Raw genomic sequence first — 15,931 nt, forward strand, 5'->3', positions numbered from 1 at the left:
CGATGACGGCTTCTCTGGCAAACGCGACTGATCCACTATGAGCCGCCCCCGACACGCGGGGAACCCACGCTGAAAAGGATCTGAGCATGTTCAAACTCGCAGGACTAACCGCCCTGACACTGGCCGTCGCCGCGCTCACGCTGAGCGCGACCGTCCACGCCGATGTCGATCTGAAACTGGGCAGCACCGAACGCGTGACCCGCCTCTTCGCTTACCCCAACAACTGCAGCGTGATCTGCTTCCGCAACTGGACGCTGGAACAGACCGTCGCCCATTACCTGAGCCAGAGCGTGCAACGCGATGGTTATGCCGATGCCAAGGTGCTGGTGAAAACCGACAACGGTCAGCTCTACGCCGAAATCACCGGCGTGCCGAAGGATTACGACAAACCGCTGTCGGCGCTGCTGGACGCAGGAGATCTGGCCTACACCGGCGCCAGCAAGCTCAATGCCGATGGCAAATGGGCCTATAGCTGGTATCTCTTCCTGCCACTGGGCATGGCCCTGGAAAACCGTAAAAGTGTCGAATTGCTGCACTTTCCGCCGGATTACTCGCTGACCCAGGCACAGGATTATCTGCGCTCCAACACCACCGATCGCTGGGCGACGTTGCTGACTGACAACGGCATTCCGGCCGGGCAAACCCCTGCTTATCAAACCATCATCGACATCGCCCCGATTGCCGCGCCGTCCAATGCCGGCAGCGATCTGGAAGGCGTGTATGACTACTTCAAGGACTACCAGACCACGCTGGTCAAACAGTTCAGCCAGACCGCCAGCGGCACTACGCTGCCGATGGTCGCGTTCGGCGCGCCGGTGCGTAACTGGATCAAGCAACAATACGGGCCAACCGTGAATGTCTTGGGGCTGGCGATCATCAGCCCGAGCGAAGGCGTGAAAGTGCCGGTGCTGGGCTCCAACCACCCGAGTTACATCTGGTACGCCGCCGACCCGAAGAGCTACACCGGCGACGATGCGCAAGCCAAGGCCGATGCGGCGGGTCTGAAAGTCATGGGGCAGGATTTGAGCGCCGCCTGCTGGCAGGCCGGAATGGGCAGTAAACCGGGCAGCGATGCGCAGACAACGCTCAACAGTTGCACGCAGACGTGGCAGGTCACGCAGAAAGTCAAAACCTGCGAGCTGTTCTATACCTCGATCCGCAACCTGACCCCGGAACAAGCCACCGCCAAGTGCGCGACCACCCCGATCAAGGCGCAACTGAAACAATTGCAGGCACCGCTGCCAGCCACCGCAATCCCCGCCCCGCACCTGTAATCGCTGAAGCCTTCCCGTGTCAGCCAAGGCTGACGCGGGAAAGCGTCTAAATCGCCTGTCAGATCTGACAGTAGACCGGCTATACCTAATAGCAGAGGATTGGATCCAAGCAACCACATTGCAGTAATGACAGGACGTCACTCCAAGGAAAGTCGCCTCCCGGCGACAAGGATCGCAATGAATACCCACGTCATGGCGCAACCTGCACCACGCGACAGCGAAGGGATTTATCCCTTCGCCGGCCTGCCCGTGCGCCTCGGGTTCCCCTCCAGCAGCGATTACGAAATCGTTCAGGATGCCTATTGCACCCCAACGGGGGTCGTGGCGCGTAGTGAGTTTCTGCAAAACCGGCGGATGTGCAGGTTTTCAGGCCAGCTGTTGCCCTATCGCTGCCGCCAGACCCGCCAACTGCTGACGGGCATTCACCTCTATGACCCACGCTTTTGCGGATTGATCGAACACGCCTGCGATCCCAACGTGTTTCTCGACATGAGCGAATTGTGGCTGTGGGCTTTGAAAGATATCCACAGCGGCGAACGCCTGACCATGGATTACACCGCCACCGAAGACAAACTGCTGCATCAGTTCGCCTGCGGTTGCGGTTCGCCGCGTTGCCGAGGCTGGATCACCGGCTACAACGAACCACCCAGCCTGGAAGGCCATCACTTCCTGCAGCGCTGGCGGCATTCCGGCTTGCGCTGAAAGGTGAGTTACACCGCGCCAACCGGACGCAAACGATACTGCGGCGGTAGTTGCTCGAACCCACTGATGGTGGTGTTCAGACTTTTCCAGCGGCCATCCTTGATGCCGTAAATGCACCCGTGGATCGACAGGCTCTGCCCGCGATGCCAGGCGTTCTGGATGATGCTGGTGTGGGCGACATTGGCCACTTGCTGGATCACGTTGAGTTCGCACATGCGATCAACCTGCTCTTCTTCGGTCGGCAGCTTGGCCAGTTCTTCGCGTTTTTCGTAGTACAGATCGCGGATCGATCGCAGCCAGCCGTCGATCAGACCGAACTGACGGTCCTGCATCGACGCGCGCACACCGCCGCAGCCGTAGTGGCCGGTGACGAGGATATGTTTGACCTTGAGCACGTCGACCGCGTACTGGATCACCGACAGACAGTTGAGGTCGGTGTGCAGTACGACGTTGGCGACGTTGCGGTGTACGAACAGATCGCCCGGCAACATGCCGACGATTTCGTTGGCCGGTACGCGTGCGTCGGAACAACCGATCCACAGGTATTCAGGGGTTTGCTGGCGCGCCAGTTTGGCGAAGAAATCCGGGTCTTCCTTGGTGATCGCGTCAGCCCAACGCTCGTTGTTATCAATCAGGTCTTGTAAGTCGTGCATGCTGTAAGGCCTCAAGAAAGATGCGCTGGTATGACAGACGACCGCCCGTCGGGGTCACGCCACCAGCGCAAGTGATTTCATTGGAATTCTCGTGTGCCCGGTGAGTCCACCTAAGTAAGGCCCACAGTATGAGGAATTGCCATGACTGATTCACGACGCCCTTACGATGCCGTGCAACCGGAACCCATCGATGATAACGAAGACCGCATGGGTTCGGTGCATGAGCTGGATTTCGACGAAGACGAGCCGAGCGCGAAGATCGGTGATGAGATTCCGCAACGTGAACGTGAGCAGTTGATGCCGCGTGAACGGGTGCGTGAGGCGGGTATGACCGGGGCTTCGGTCAGTGATCATGAGCCGACGGACGATGACTTGAGCCCGGAAACGCTGATTCATGAAGACGGTGCGCGGGATGCCGAAGAAGCGGGCCAAGGCAATCAGGCGGATTGGGATTTGAGCATTGTCGATGAGGATGACATCGGCGGCGGTAATGGCCTGGATGAGGCAGAGCTGGCGCGGCGGGATCCGCTGGATGGCAACCGCTAATAGACGCGCCTTCTTGTAGGAGCTGCCGAAGGCTGCGATCTTTTGATCTTGGTCGTAACATCAAAATCAAAAGATCGCAGCCTTCGGCAGCTCCTACAGGTCATCAGTCAACCAGGGTGCAGGCCATCACCACGGCATCTTCACGCCCGCCCACTGCCGGATAATAATCCCGACGCCGGCCAATTTCGTTGAAGCCATAACGCTCATATAGCTTGAACGCGCCCGTATTGCTGTCACGCACTTCCAGAAAACATTCCCGCGCCGAAGCCGCATACGCCCGCGACATCAGATGCTCAAGCAACGTCAGCCCCAGCCCGCGCCCTTGATTCTCCGGTTTGACCGTGATGTTGAGCAGATGCGCTTCATCCAGAATGATCTGCACCACCCCATGCCCGACCTGTTGCTCACCTTCAAACATCAGCCAGATCTGGTACTTGCCCAGCCCGTCGAGAAAGATTCCGCGAGTCCACGGATGGCTGTAAGCGGCGTACTCGATTTTCAGCACGGTTTCCAGATCCGCCTCGGTCATCGGGCGGAACGATACAGCGTCACTCATTCGATTCTTTCCAGCGCGCCATCAGCCGACGCATGGCTTGCCACACAGCGGCCTTGCGCTGTGGCTCTTCCATTAACAATTCCAGACCGGGAATGGCCCAGGCCGAGCCCAGACCTTCGATCTGCAACTCACGATTGAACGCTTCGGCGTCCGCTTCGCCGGCAAAACGCACCGCCGGCAGGCCAATCAGCCACAGGCAGGCGCACGGTGCGGCTTCCATTTGCACGGAAAGGAAACCCTGCACAAAGTCACGCGCCGCTTCCGGGCCTTGATCCATGGTGCCGCGATTGAGCCATGGCCAACGTACCGGCTCGCCGACAATTTGCGGCGCATCCGGCAGACCGGCGGCACGCAGCATGTCTTTGAGCAGCAAATACGCCGGATCGCGGCTCTGGAACGGTTCACCTGTGGGTAACTCGACCAGCAGCAAGCAACGCCCGGCGCGCAGCAATTGCAGGGAGAAACGCGGCGGCGGCACGGGTGCCGGTTTGGCGACCACTGGCGTGTCGTCGGCCTCTTCCGCCGGTTTGGCGTTGGTCCGGGTGCTGGCCAACGAAGGGCGGGGCACTTCGATCTTTGGTCGTTCGGCCGGACGAACGGCAGGTTGCGCGGGCGTTTCGACCTGCGGTGCAGGCGCCACCGGAGCCTCTACCTCGGGCTCGGGCATGTCCAGCAGCTCGGGCCGTGAAGGCGCGGCGAAGGGCAATTCGGTGCGCGGCAGCCAGTTGACCACCTGCATGGCGTTCAAATAGGCGCGGCGGCGGGACTCGATTAGCAAGGGTCGGCCACTTGTGGATAACTGAAGTGGGCTGATTCTACCGCCCTTCGTTCAAGATCGCTTGCTGTTGATCGATAGCCTTTACCTAAGCTCGCTCCCTTGGAAAATGCGACAGCCCGTCCCGAGAGTGAATCGCATCCTTCGTGATGCAGTACAATCGCGGCTTTTAATCGTCAACCAGCCGGCCATTCCGATGATCGAACCCAAGCGCGTCTTGCGCGCCCTCGCTGAACACTGGGCACTTCTGGAGCCACTGTGCGAGCACTTCGACCAAGGCACACTGAGCCTCAACGAACTGCGCACGCAACTGGCCGCCCAACAACTGGACAGCACGCCGCAGGACATCACCAGCCTGCTCGACGTGTGGATTCGCCTCGACATTCTGATTCCGGTGGCAAAAAGCCCGAACCGTTTCGAGCTGAACGCACAGATTCACGACTTCCTCGCTTACTTGCGTCGTGAACACCGCTTGGGCCTGTGCCTGGAAATCGAAGCCTATCTGCGCCACCTCGAGCGCCTGGCCGGTTACATCCAGGACGCGTTCGAAGTCCGTGACGGCCACGACCTGGCCCGCCAGTTGCGCCTGCTCGACATGCGTGTGCGCGACGTGCTGAAGAAACTCGACAACGACGAACAGGCGCTAGTGGCCGTCGCTGAACGGGCGAAGACCAGCGACCGGCAGATTCCGCTGCGTCAGCGTTACGCCGAAGTCTTGGCGACGTGGGACGAATACGTCGAGCCGATGATCGATCTGGTGAACGCCGACGGCGCCTTCGAGCAAGGCGTGCGCAAGGTCGAAACCGTGCTGCTGAAGATGCTCAGCGAACAGCAACGTCTCGGCCATCTGGTTGACGACGACATGCTGCTGCGCACCCACGCGCGCATCCTCGAAATGCAGACCAGCGCGCAATTGACCCTGCGTCATGCCCGCGAACTGTTGCTGCCGCTGCGTGAGGAAGCGCGTCGGCACAACGCCGTGACCCGTGGTGCCGCACTCGCACTGGCGGCGATCCGCCGCAAAGGCATCGACGCTGTGCCGCAAGCGGCGATGCCACTGTTCACCCGCCCGCAAAGCACCTTCCTCGGCAGCGCCAGCCAGGTCGAAGCCTACGTTTATGCGTTGGCGCGTTTCGAGCCAAAACCGGCACGCTTCCCGAAAGCGCACAAGACCCAGAAAGGCGAAGCGCCACGTGCCCCGCGCACCGTGCGCGAGATGGTCGACCGTTGCGAAGAAGCTCTGCCAATGCCGGATCTGATGACCTGGCTGCTGGAGCAGGAACCGGACGGCGCCACTGACGAATTGCTCTACTGGTTCTCGCGCCTGTCGCGGGAAAAACGCTTCAAGCGCGAGCGTCTGGAACGCCGCGAATACCACACTCACGAGCACCAGGTCAGCCTGCGCTCCTTCGCCCTGCTCTCGGCCAGCGACTCTGCCTCCGAGAATTCTGCGAGCATCCCCAATGCATCTTGATCTTTCCGAACTGTCCCAGCTGGCGCCGATTTTCCGCGAGCTGTTCAAGGGTTACCACGTCAGCCGCCGCGACCCGGAGCTGTACGCGCAACTGTCGAACTTCCAGGATCAGTACCGCACGCTGTTCAAGGCGCTGGGCTTTGAACTGGTCTGCGATACCCGTGGTTTCTACTACTTTGTGCCGGACATGGCCGCTGCGGCGGTGAACAAGACTGCGCAACGTCTGGCGCTGTTCACTTTCATTCTCGTCGAGCATCTGGCCGATCAGGGCCGCGATCCGATCGCCGTGCTCGATGGCGGCAGTCTCGGCCGCGAAGAGCTGCCGTCGCTGCTGGAGAAATACCGCGACCTGTTTATTCAGGCCGAAGTGCAGACCGTAGAAGAACTCGAAGAAAAGATCATGCGCCGCATGACTCAGCTCGGTTTCGCCGGCGAAGAAAACGGCGTGTATCGCTTCCTGCCGCCGATGCACCGTTTCCTCGACGTGTGCCTGTCGGTGCAGCAGGATCGCGATCTGGCGGCCAGCGTGCACAGCGTATTGCCGCTGCCGGCGCCGGTGCTGATCGACGAGGCGGCTGAAGCCAAATTCCTCGAAACCGACGACCCGCTCGATCTCTCCGAATTTGAAGAAGAGAGCGAAGAAGACGCACTGGCCCGCGCCATTGCCGAAGAACAGGAGTCCGACGCATGAGCCAGGAACGCTACGGCATCCGCCGCTTTGCCCTTTTGAACACCGCCGGTTACAGCCTCGGCCTGTTCCCGCTGGAAGAACCGTTGTCGGTTTACGGCGCGAACAACCTCGGTAAATCGGCGTCGATCAACGCCTTGCAGTTCCCGATTCTGGCGCGCATGTCGGACATGAGCTTCGGCAAGTACAGCCTCGAACAATCGCGGCGCTTCTACTTCGCTTCCGACACCAGCTACATCCTCGTCGAAGTGAACCTGCCGCACGGCCCGCACGTGATTGGTGTGGTCGGTCGTGGCCCGGGCGGTGGTTTCGGTCACCAGTTCTTCGCCTACGCCGGCAAGCTCGACCTGGCGCATTACCAGAAGAACGACACCTGCCTGCGTCAGAAAGAGCTGTTCAGCAACCTTGAGAAAGAAGGCCTGAAAGCCTACGAACTGAAGCCGGATGAGTTGCGCCGTCTGCTGGTGGGTGGTCACACGTCGATCCCGCTCGACCTGACGCTGATCCCGCTGCGCTCCACCAGCGAACAGAGCCTGAAGACCTTCCGCGCGTTGTTTATCAACCTGCTGCACATGCGCGAAATCACTGCGGCCAAGTTGAAGCAGTTGTTCCTCGATGCCTTTGAACACAGCCTGCGTTCCGGCAGTGTCGATTACATCGCCGCGTGCGAAGAAGCTTTCCGCGACGTGCGCCGGATGGAACAGGACTACAACTCGCTGGTCGCTGCCGGCCCGTTGGTGGAAGCCTTGGCCAACGGCGTAAAACAGCGCGACGTGCTGCGCGGCAAACTGCATCGCCTGTCTCCGCTGCTCGACTCGTTGCTCGGCACCTGGTCGGACTACGCCAGTGCGCGCAAGGAAGAGCTGACCATCCAGGCCGACCACTACCGTGGCGAGCAGGACAGTCTGCAAAACGATCAGCGCGGTGGCACTCAGGAACTGATGCGTCTGGAGCGGGAAATTTCCGGCATCCAGCGCTGGCTCGGCGAGCTGTCGGTGTTGAAGAATCGCTTCGCTCTGGTCGATGACGTCAAAGTGCTGGAGCAACAACTGCTCGCGGCCAAAGACGCCCACGACGAACTGGCCGGTGCTCTGGCGCAATCGCGTCAGTTCAGCGCGGAAGATCTGGAAGAGCGCGTGCGCGATCTGGAAAAACGCCTGAAGTCGGTGAAACTGCAACTCGATCACGCCGACAACAACAGCTACGCCCGTCTGCGCGAAGAGTTCTCGCAGCAGGACGTCGAGCGTCTGATGCGTCTGTTCAACAGCGCGCTGTTCAGCCTGCCGCTGGGCGAACACGGTATTACCCTCGACGACGACGGCGCGTGGGTCAAATCGGTCGAGCTGATTCTCGATGGCTTCAAAGGCGAGCGCTTCGAGGTGCCGGGCCTGTCGATCGACATCTCGCACATCGAGCCGCCGGCCCTGCAAGCCCTGGCTGACCGTGCCGCGTTGCGCGACCAGAAAGAGCGTCTGGAAAAAGAACTCAAGCAACTGAAAACCCAGCAGGCTGTAGCCGCCGACCGCGCCGCGAGCAAGACCCAGACCGAAGCGCTGTACCAGCAAGTGCTGGACGCGCAGAAAGCCCTGGAGGACTTCCGCCGCACGCAGACCCTGAGCGCTGAAGAAGGCGACAAGCTCGAGCAATTGGCCCAGATGGAAGGCGCGCAGGACGAACTCAAGCGCTCCAGCGACGCCTTCACCGAGCGCGTCCAGCAACTGTCGGCCAAGCTGCAACTGGTCGGCCGCCAGATCGCTGACATGGAAGCCAAGCAACGCACCCTCGACGATGCGCTGCGCCGTCGTCAGTTGCTGCCGGCGGATCTGCCGTTCGGTACGCCGTTCATGGATCCGGTCGACGATTCGATGGACAACCTGCTGCCGCTGCTCAACGACTATCAGGACAGCTGGCAAGGCCTGCTGCGCGCCGATGGCCAGATCGAAGCGCTGTACGCGCAAGTGCGCCTCAAAGGCGTGGCCAAGTTCGACAGCGAAGACGACATGGAGCGCCGTCTGTCCTTGCTGATCAACGCTTACGCGCACCGTACCGATGAAGCGCTGACGCTGGGCAAGGCCCGTCGTGCGGCGGTCACCGACATCGCCCGGACTCTGCGCAACATCCGCAGCGACTACGACAGCCTCGAGCATCAACTGGCGCTGTTCAACCGCGAGATCAACAAGCGTCAGGTGTCCAACCTGCAGAGCTTCCGCATCGTCCTCGCGCCGAACAAGGAAGCGCTCAAGCACATCGACCAGATCATCCACAGCGCTGGTCAGTACGAAGAAGGCGAAACCCTGTCGGTGTTCGATCTCAGCCAAAGCGCCGAGCAGGACAACAAGAACGAAGAGGCCAAGGAGTATCTGGCGCGGTTGGTGGCGGCGAACCACAACCAGCTCGGTCTCAAGGACTTGTTTGAGCTGGCGTTCGAGATCACCAAGGTCAACGGCCAACCGGTTATCCACACCGACATCGATGGTGCGGCGTCCAACGGTACGACGATGACCATCAAGGCGCTGACCAACATGTATTTGTTGCTGCACTTGATGGATCGCGATCAGGCCGGTCGCGTGCGTCTGCCGTACTACCTCGATGAAGCAGCGGACATCGACGAGAAGAACCAGGCAGCGTTGCTGGAAACCAGTCTGCAACTGGGCTTCGTGCCGATTCTGGCGAGTGTGAAGCCGCAGGTCTGCGCCAGTGTCGCGATCGACCTGGAAGGTGGCAGCGGCCCGGCGGGGATCTACATTGATGAGGCGGACTGGAAGTACATCCGTCGCCATGATGTGGTGAAGGCTACGGTCAATGTTGCAGCAGATGAACCGGAGCTGGATGCGGTTTGATCGGCGTTAACTGAAGATAAAAAAGGGCCGCGATCTGTTTGGATCGCGGCCCTTTTTATGGCTTGGGATTTGTGTTGATTTTGCGGGCCCTATCGCGAGCAGGCTCACTCCTACAGTTGGAATGCGTTCCCCTGTAGGAGTGAGCCTGCTCGCGATGGCGCCACTTCAGACACCACAGAATCACTTACCGAGCGAAATCTTCGGCGCCCACGTCAGCCACTCATCCTCAAACTTGTCGAACAACGGGAATGTCTGCTCCGCACGCGCCGGGTTGCCCATGCGCTCGCCATCCGGCGTGGCGAAGGCGATGCCACCCTGAATCGCCGTCTCCAACGACTCGGTACGCACCGTCAGCCCGTTGAACAGACCGATATCAAAACCGACACCGCTGGTGTTCCAGAAGCGACTGCCACTGCGCACCAGTGGCGCGTATTTCGGCTCGATCAAAATGTGCACCAACACGCGATCAGCGGTCTGGCCCAGTTCATAACCGGTGACCTTACCCACAGTAATTTCGCGGTAGGTAACTGGCACACCCGGTTTCAGCGATCCACGACGGGCAGCGCTCAGTACCAGACTCAGACCCGCCTCTTGCTTGGTGACTTCCGGCGCGTTGGCCAGGGCAACGAAGTTCTTCTGCGGGCCAAGGTTCTTGGCCGCCGGTTGCACTTCGATGTACTGCCCGGTCACCAGGGTTTCCAGATTGGCAGTTTTGATCAGGCCCAGCTCCGGTTTGACCACCCAGAACTGACTGCCGACTCGGGCGATCTTCTCTGGCACTTCGGTGATGCGCGCCGTGAGGATGACCGATTGCAGATCGTCAGTCAGATCGACACTTTCAATCTTGCCGACATCCAGTCCCTTGAAGCGCACCGGGGTGCCACTACGCAGACCATCAGCGCGATCGACTTTGATCGTAACCACCGCGCCTTTCTGATTCGCCTCATCATGGTTGGCGAACAGGCGGAAACGCGGAATACGTTTCTGCAGCGGCGCCTTGGCTTGCGGTGTCTCGAAGGCGATACCACCGGCCATCAGGGTCTGCAGCGACTCACTTTTCACCTGAATGCCACCGGTCAGTCCGCCGGTCAACGTGATGCCACTGACATTCCAGAAACGCGTCGAGGCGTTGACCAGGTTTTCGTATTCCTTATCGATGTGCACGCCAATGACCAATTGCTTCTTGGTCTTGGAGAACTGATAGCTCTGCACCGAACCGACCTTGACCTGTTTGTACAGAATTGGACTGCCGACATCGATTGAGCCGAGGACATCGGTGAACAGCACCAGGTGCAAGCCCGGTGAGCGCAGATCCAGCGGCGGCGCCTTTGGTCGGGCCTCGAATTCGCGTTTCGGTGCCGCACCTTTATCGCCCGGGCGTACGGCGATGTAGTTACCTTTCACCAAAGCTTCCAGACCGGTGATCCCCGCCAGAGAAATCGACGGTTTGACTACCCAGAACTGCGTGCCATCGACCAGATAGTCCTCAGCCAATGGATCGAGGGTGAGCTCGGCTGTGGCACTGTTCAGGTCAGGATCAACCTTCAGCGCCTTCATGTTGCCGACTTGAATGCCTTTGTACATCACCGGTGTGCGGCCAGCCTGCAGTCCTTCGAAGTCGCTGAGTTTGACCTTTACGCGGATCCCGGCAGCGGCAGCGTCGAAGTCCTCATAGAGACGGAACGGCAGGCTCGGATCGGTCGGCGGGCTGTCCTTGCGGTTTTCTGGTGTGGCGAAGGCGATGCCGCCGGCGACGATGCTCGCCAGCGATTCGCTGCGTACTTTCACACCGGACAGGTTGGCGTCGATGCTGATGCCGCTGGCGTTCCAGAAGCGCGTGTGTTTGCGCACCAGTTTGGCGTAGGTCGGCTCAATGAAGACTTTGAGCTCGACGGTACTTTGATCTTCCGAGAGCACGTAGCTTTTGATCTGGCCCACCTTGATCTGCTTGTAGAACACCGGGCTGCCTCGGCTCAGTGAACCGAGACGATCAGCCTTGATGGTCAGGTGCAGACCTGGCTTGGCGTCGGACAACGGCGGTTCTTCGGAGAGCGCCTTGAACTTGCGCACCGGCTCGCCTTCGCCAGGACTGATGGCCACGTAGTTACCCGACACCAGGGTTTCCAGACCGGTGATACCGGCCAGGGTCACGCTTGGTTTGACCAGCCAGAAACGCGTGCTGGTCTTGAGGTATTGCTCAACGTCTTTATTCATCTCGACGGTGGCAATCACGCCTTTGGAGTTGCCCTCATCGTCGAGCTTGAGCGCCTTGACCTTACCGACCGACATGCCTTTGTACATGACCTCGGTCTTGTTGGCCTGGATGCCTTCGCCACTCTCGAAGCGGATCTGAATTTCGATACCGGTTTCGGAATAGGCACGCCAGCCGAGCCAGCCGCCGATGATCAGCGCGATCAGAGGCAGTACCCAAATGGCAGACCAGTTCGAGGCCGGTCGGGTTTTCGCTACGGGCAAATCAGTCATGGTCGTCGTCCGACTCCGTGTTATCCCAAATCAGTCGGGGATCGAAAGTTACTGCAGCGAGCATCGTCAGAATCACCACACTGGCGAAGGCGATGGCGCCAAGATTGGCTTCGACACTGGCAAGCCGGCCGAAGTTGACGACCGCCACGAGAATGGCGATCACAAAAATATCGAGCATCGACCAGCGACCAATGAACTCGATGAAGCGGTACATCCAGATACGCTGACGGGCAGACAACGGCTGACGTCGTTGCACTGAAAACAGCAGCAGCGCGATGCCGACCAGTTTGAAGGTCGGCACCAGGATACTGGCAATGAACACCACGGCGGCAATCGGGATCATGCCGTGCTGTACCAACTGGATCACGCCGGACATGATGGTGCTCGGATCACCCTGGCCCAAAGAACTCACAGTCATGATCGGCAAGACATTGGCCGGGATATAGATAATCGCGGCGGTGATCAGCAGTGCCCAGGTGCGTACGAGGCTGTTCGGACGGCGAGCGTGAACCAGCGCACCGCAGCGGGTGCAGGTTTGCTCGTCGGCGTCCGCTTCCTGTTTGTTCAACTCATGACATTCGGTACACACCAGAATGCCCGCATCAATCGCCCGCATGAGCGTCCTCTCCTGATAACGCCTGCCAGATCTGGTGCGGTGACATCACCACTTCCAGCCAGACCTGCACCAATAACAAACCGATGAAGCACGCTAGGCCCAGACCTACGGCAATGGCGGCCATGTCCGCCAGTTTGACGATCGCCACCAGTACGCCCATGAGGTAGACCTCAAGCATTCCCCAGTCTTTGAGGTGGTGGTAGATGCGATAGAGCAGCAGACCGTAGCTGCGGCCGACGTTGAAACGAATCGTCAGTAAAACGAACAACTGGCACAGCAGCTTGAGCAACGGTATGGCCATGCTGCACAGGAAGACGACAATCGACACGCCTTGCATGTCGGTGTTGAACAGACCGAGCACGCCACTCCAGACCGTGTCCTGCGAAGACTGCCCGAGGATATTGAGCTGCATGATGGGCAAAAAGTTTGCCGGGATGTACAACAATAACGCTGCAATCACCAAGGCAAGGCTGCGCTGCACCACGTTATGACGGTGAGCGTACAGTTCGTAACCGCAGCGTGGGCAGAGCGCTTTCTCGCCATGGGCAAGTGTGGGCTTGCGCATCAGCAGGTCGCACTCGTGACAGGCCACCAAGTCTTCCAGCGGTAAATCTGACAGCCCGGGGGCGTCAACCGACTCTGACATACAAGCTCTGGCTCCGAATAAGGTGGGGCTATTCTAGTGTTCTGATTCGAAAATAACTGTGCAAATTTGTTCGCTGTCGCGAGCAAAAAACTTTCCTGCGGACAAAACAAAACCCCAACTGCTTTCGCAATTGAGGTTTCGGAATTTAATCTTGACGATGACCTACTCTCACATGGGGAAACCCCACACTACCATCGGCGATGCATCGTTTCACTGCTGAGTTCGGGATGGGATCAGGTGGTTCCAACGCTCTATGGTCGTCAAGAAATTCGGGTACTGAGTCGTGACCTTATGGCCTCGCTTCAGCAAATTGGGTACGTGATAGCTTTCGGTGTCTTGTGCTGCCTTTTTAGGTGCAGTCGAACTTTCGGTTCGTTTCGTCTTCACACACCGCAATCTGGTCTCTTCGACGCAAATTGCTTGGGTGTTATATGGTCAAGCCTCACGGGCAATTAGTATTGGTTAGCTCAACGCCTCACAGCGCTTACACACCCAACCTATCAACGTCGTAGTCTTCGACGGCCCTTCAGGGAACTCAAGGTTCCAGTGAGATCTCATCTTGAGGCAAGTTTCCCGCTTAGATGCTTTCAGCGGTTATCTTTCCCGAACATAGCTACCCGGCAATGCCACTGGCGTGACAACCGGAACACCAGAGGTTCGTCCACTCCGGTCCTCTCGTACTAGGAGCAGCCCCTCTCAAATCTCAAACGTCCACGGCAGATAGGGACCGAACTGTCTCACGACGTTCTAAACCCAGCTCGCGTACCACTTTAAATGGCGAACAGCCATACCCTTGGGACCGGCTTCAGCCCCAGGATGTGATGAGCCGACATCGAGGTGCCAAACACCGCCGTCGATATGAACTCTTGGGCGGTATCAGCCTGTTATCCCCGGAGTACCTTTTATCCGTTGAGCGATGGCCCTTCCATACAGAACCACCGGATCACTAAGACCTACTTTCGTACCTGCTCGACGTGTCTGTCTCGCAGTCAAGCGCGCTTTTGCCTTTATACTCTACGACCGATTTCCGACCGGTCTGAGCGCACCTTCGTACTCCTCCGTTACTCTTTAGGAGGAGACCGCCCCAGTCAAACTACCCACCATACACTGTCCTCGATCCGGATAACGGACCTGAGTTAGAACCTCAAAGTTGCCAGGGTGGTATTTCAAGGATGGCTCCACGCGAACTGGCGTCCACGCTTCAAAGCCTCCCACCTATCCTACACAAGCAAATTCAAAGTCCAGTGCAAAGCTATAGTAAAGGTTCACGGGGTCTTTCCGTCTAGCCGCGGATACACTGCATCTTCACAGCGATTTCAATTTCACTGAGTCTCGGGTGGAGACAGCGCCGCCATCGTTACGCCATTCGTGCAGGTCGGAACTTACCCGACAAGGAATTTCGCTACCTTAGGACCGTTATAGTTACGGCCGCCGTTTACCGGGGCTTCGATCAAGAGCTTCGCGTTAGCTAACCCCATCAATTAACCTTCCGGCACCGGGCAGGCGTCACACCCTATACGTCCACTTTCGTGTTTGCAGAGTGCTGTGTTTTTAATAAACAGTCGCAGCGGCCTGGTATCTTCGACCGGCATGAGCTTACGGAGCAAGTCCTTCACCCTCACCGGCGCACCTTCTCCCGAAGTTACGGTGCCATTTTGCCTAGTTCCTTCACCCGAGTTCTCTCAAGCGCCTTGGTATTCTCTACCCAACCACCTGTGTCGGTTTGGGGTACGGTTCCTGGTTACCTGAAGCTTAGAAGCTTTTCTTGGAAGCATGGCATCAACCACTTCGTGTTCTAAAAGAACACTCGTCATCAGCTCTCGGCCTTAAGATCCCGGATTTACCTAAGATCTCAGCCTACCACCTTAAACTTGGACAACCAACGCCAAGCTGGCCTAGCCTTCTCCGTCCCTCCATCGCAATAACCAGAAGTACAGGAATATTAACCTGTTTTCCATCGACTACGCTTTTCAGCCTCGCCTTAGGGACCGACTAACCCTGCGTCGATTAACGTTGCGCAGGAAACCTTGGTCTTTCGGCGTGGGTGTTTTTCACACCCATTGTCGTTACTCATGTCAGCATTCGCACTTCTGATACCTCCAGCAAGCTTCTCAACTCACCTTCACAGGCTTACAGAACGCTCCTCTACCGCATCACCCGAAGGTGATACCCGTAGCTTCGGTGTATGGTTTGAGCCCCGTTACATCTTCCGCGCAGGCCGACTCGACTAGTGAGCTATTACGCTTTCTTTAAAGGGTGGCTGCTTCTAAGCCAACCTCCTAGCTGTCTAAGCCTTCCCACATCGTTTCCCACTTAACCATAACTTTGGGACCTTAGCTGACGGTCTGGGTTGTTTCCCTTTTCACGACGGACGTTAGCACCCGCCGTGTGTCTCCCATGCTCGGCACTTGTAGGTATTCGGAGTTTGCATCGGTTTGGTAAGTCGGGATGACCCCCTAGCCGAAACAGTGCTCTACCCCCTACAGTGATACATGAGGCGCTACCTAAATAGCTTTCGAGGAGAACCAGCTATCTCCGAGCTTGATTAGCCTTTCACTCCGATCCACAGGTCATCCGCTAACTTTTCAACGGTAGTCGGTTCGGTCCTCCAGTTAGTGTTACCCAACCTTCAACCTGCCCATGGATAGATCGCCCGGTTTCGGGTCTATTCCCAGCG

Annotated in this window: 12 protein-coding genes and 2 rRNA genes (1 of these 14 running past the window's edge); 6 read left to right on the top strand and 8 right to left on the bottom strand. The window is 58.4% G+C overall.

Annotated elements, in window-relative coordinates; genetic code table 11:
- The first annotated feature begins 86 nt into the window (after positions 1-86).
- Both U6037_RS24410 and U6037_RS24415 read left to right on the top strand, forming a co-directional pair.
- Positions 87-1,274 (top strand): hypothetical protein, encoded by a 1,188-nt coding sequence (locus tag U6037_RS24410; RefSeq protein WP_322844808.1) that lies wholly within the window; start codon positions 87-89, stop codon positions 1,272-1,274.
- A gap of 177 nt (positions 1,275-1,451) precedes the next feature.
- On the top strand, positions 1,452-1,976 hold the full coding sequence (locus U6037_RS24415) for an SET domain-containing protein-lysine N-methyltransferase (protein WP_322844809.1): 525 nt from the start codon (positions 1,452-1,454) through the stop codon (positions 1,974-1,976).
- Positions 1,977-1,984: 8 nt separating this feature from the next.
- Here the strand turns inward: U6037_RS24415 and can are convergent, their stop codons facing one another.
- A complete protein-coding gene (can, locus tag U6037_RS24420; protein ID WP_064120416.1) occupies positions 1,985-2,629 on the bottom strand; it encodes a carbonate dehydratase in 645 nt (214 codons plus the stop codon).
- Positions 2,630-2,770: 141 nt separating this feature from the next.
- Between can and U6037_RS24425 the strand changes: the two genes are divergently transcribed.
- Positions 2,771-3,175: a serine kinase/phosphatase gene (locus U6037_RS24425; protein WP_322844810.1), complete on the top strand. Its 405-nt coding sequence runs from the start codon at positions 2,771-2,773 to the stop codon at positions 3,173-3,175.
- Between the two features lie 103 nt (positions 3,176-3,278).
- On the opposite strand, the gene rimI is transcribed toward U6037_RS24425, so the two are convergent.
- Both rimI and U6037_RS24435 read right to left on the bottom strand, forming a co-directional pair.
- Positions 3,279-3,731, bottom strand: coding sequence for a ribosomal protein S18-alanine N-acetyltransferase (rimI, locus tag U6037_RS24430; RefSeq protein ID WP_007912963.1), 453 nt, complete (start codon positions 3,729-3,731; stop codon positions 3,279-3,281).
- Positions 3,724-4,470 carry an energy transducer TonB gene (locus U6037_RS24435; protein ID WP_322847358.1) on the bottom strand — a complete coding sequence of 249 codons (747 nt, stop codon included), beginning with the start codon at positions 4,468-4,470 and terminating at the stop codon, positions 3,724-3,726. The genes rimI and U6037_RS24435 overlap by 8 nt, the downstream gene beginning before the upstream one ends.
- Before the next feature lie 232 nt (positions 4,471-4,702).
- On the opposite strand from U6037_RS24435, the gene mksB reads away from it, so the two are divergent.
- From mksB to mksF, 3 genes are read left to right on the top strand one after another with little or no spacing between them, the layout of a single operon-like run.
- Complete coding sequence (gene mksB / locus U6037_RS24440) at positions 4,703-5,980, top strand: Mks condensin complex protein MksB (protein WP_171057284.1); 1,278 nt, start codon at positions 4,703-4,705, stop codon at positions 5,978-5,980.
- On the top strand, positions 5,970-6,671 hold the full coding sequence (mksE, locus tag U6037_RS24445; protein ID WP_166221109.1) for an Mks condensin complex protein MksE: 702 nt from the start codon (positions 5,970-5,972) through the stop codon (positions 6,669-6,671). Before mksB ends, mksE begins: the two co-directional genes overlap by 11 nt.
- The gene (gene mksF / locus U6037_RS24450; protein ID WP_322844811.1) at positions 6,668-9,508 is read left to right on the top strand and encodes an Mks condensin complex protein MksF; all 2,841 of its coding nucleotides are present in this window, start codon (positions 6,668-6,670) and stop codon (positions 9,506-9,508) included. The genes mksE and mksF overlap by 4 nt, the downstream gene beginning before the upstream one ends.
- 180 nt (positions 9,509-9,688) lie before the next feature.
- On the opposite strand, the gene U6037_RS24455 is transcribed toward mksF, so the two are convergent.
- From U6037_RS24455 to U6037_RS24475, 5 genes are all read right to left on the bottom strand, one after another.
- Positions 9,689-11,992, bottom strand: coding sequence for a PqiB family protein (locus U6037_RS24455; RefSeq protein ID WP_322844812.1), 2,304 nt, complete (start codon positions 11,990-11,992; stop codon positions 9,689-9,691).
- Complete coding sequence (locus tag U6037_RS24460; protein ID WP_160059432.1) at positions 11,985-12,608, bottom strand: paraquat-inducible protein A; 624 nt, start codon at positions 12,606-12,608, stop codon at positions 11,985-11,987. The genes U6037_RS24455 and U6037_RS24460 overlap by 8 nt, the downstream gene beginning before the upstream one ends.
- Positions 12,595-13,254 (bottom strand): paraquat-inducible protein A, encoded by a 660-nt coding sequence (locus U6037_RS24465; protein WP_322844813.1) that lies wholly within the window; start codon positions 13,252-13,254, stop codon positions 12,595-12,597. Before U6037_RS24465 ends, U6037_RS24460 begins: the two co-directional genes overlap by 14 nt.
- Before the next feature lie 149 nt (positions 13,255-13,403).
- Positions 13,404-13,519: ribosomal RNA gene (gene rrf / locus U6037_RS24470) — 5S ribosomal RNA — on the bottom strand.
- Positions 13,520-13,685: 166 nt separating this feature from the next.
- Positions 13,686-15,931, bottom strand: a 23S ribosomal RNA gene (locus U6037_RS24475) (it continues 648 nt past the right edge of the window).

Origin of the sequence: Pseudomonas sp. B33.4 (assembly GCF_034555375.1) — a bacterium.
Lineage (GTDB): Bacteria > Pseudomonadota > Gammaproteobacteria > Pseudomonadales > Pseudomonadaceae > Aquipseudomonas.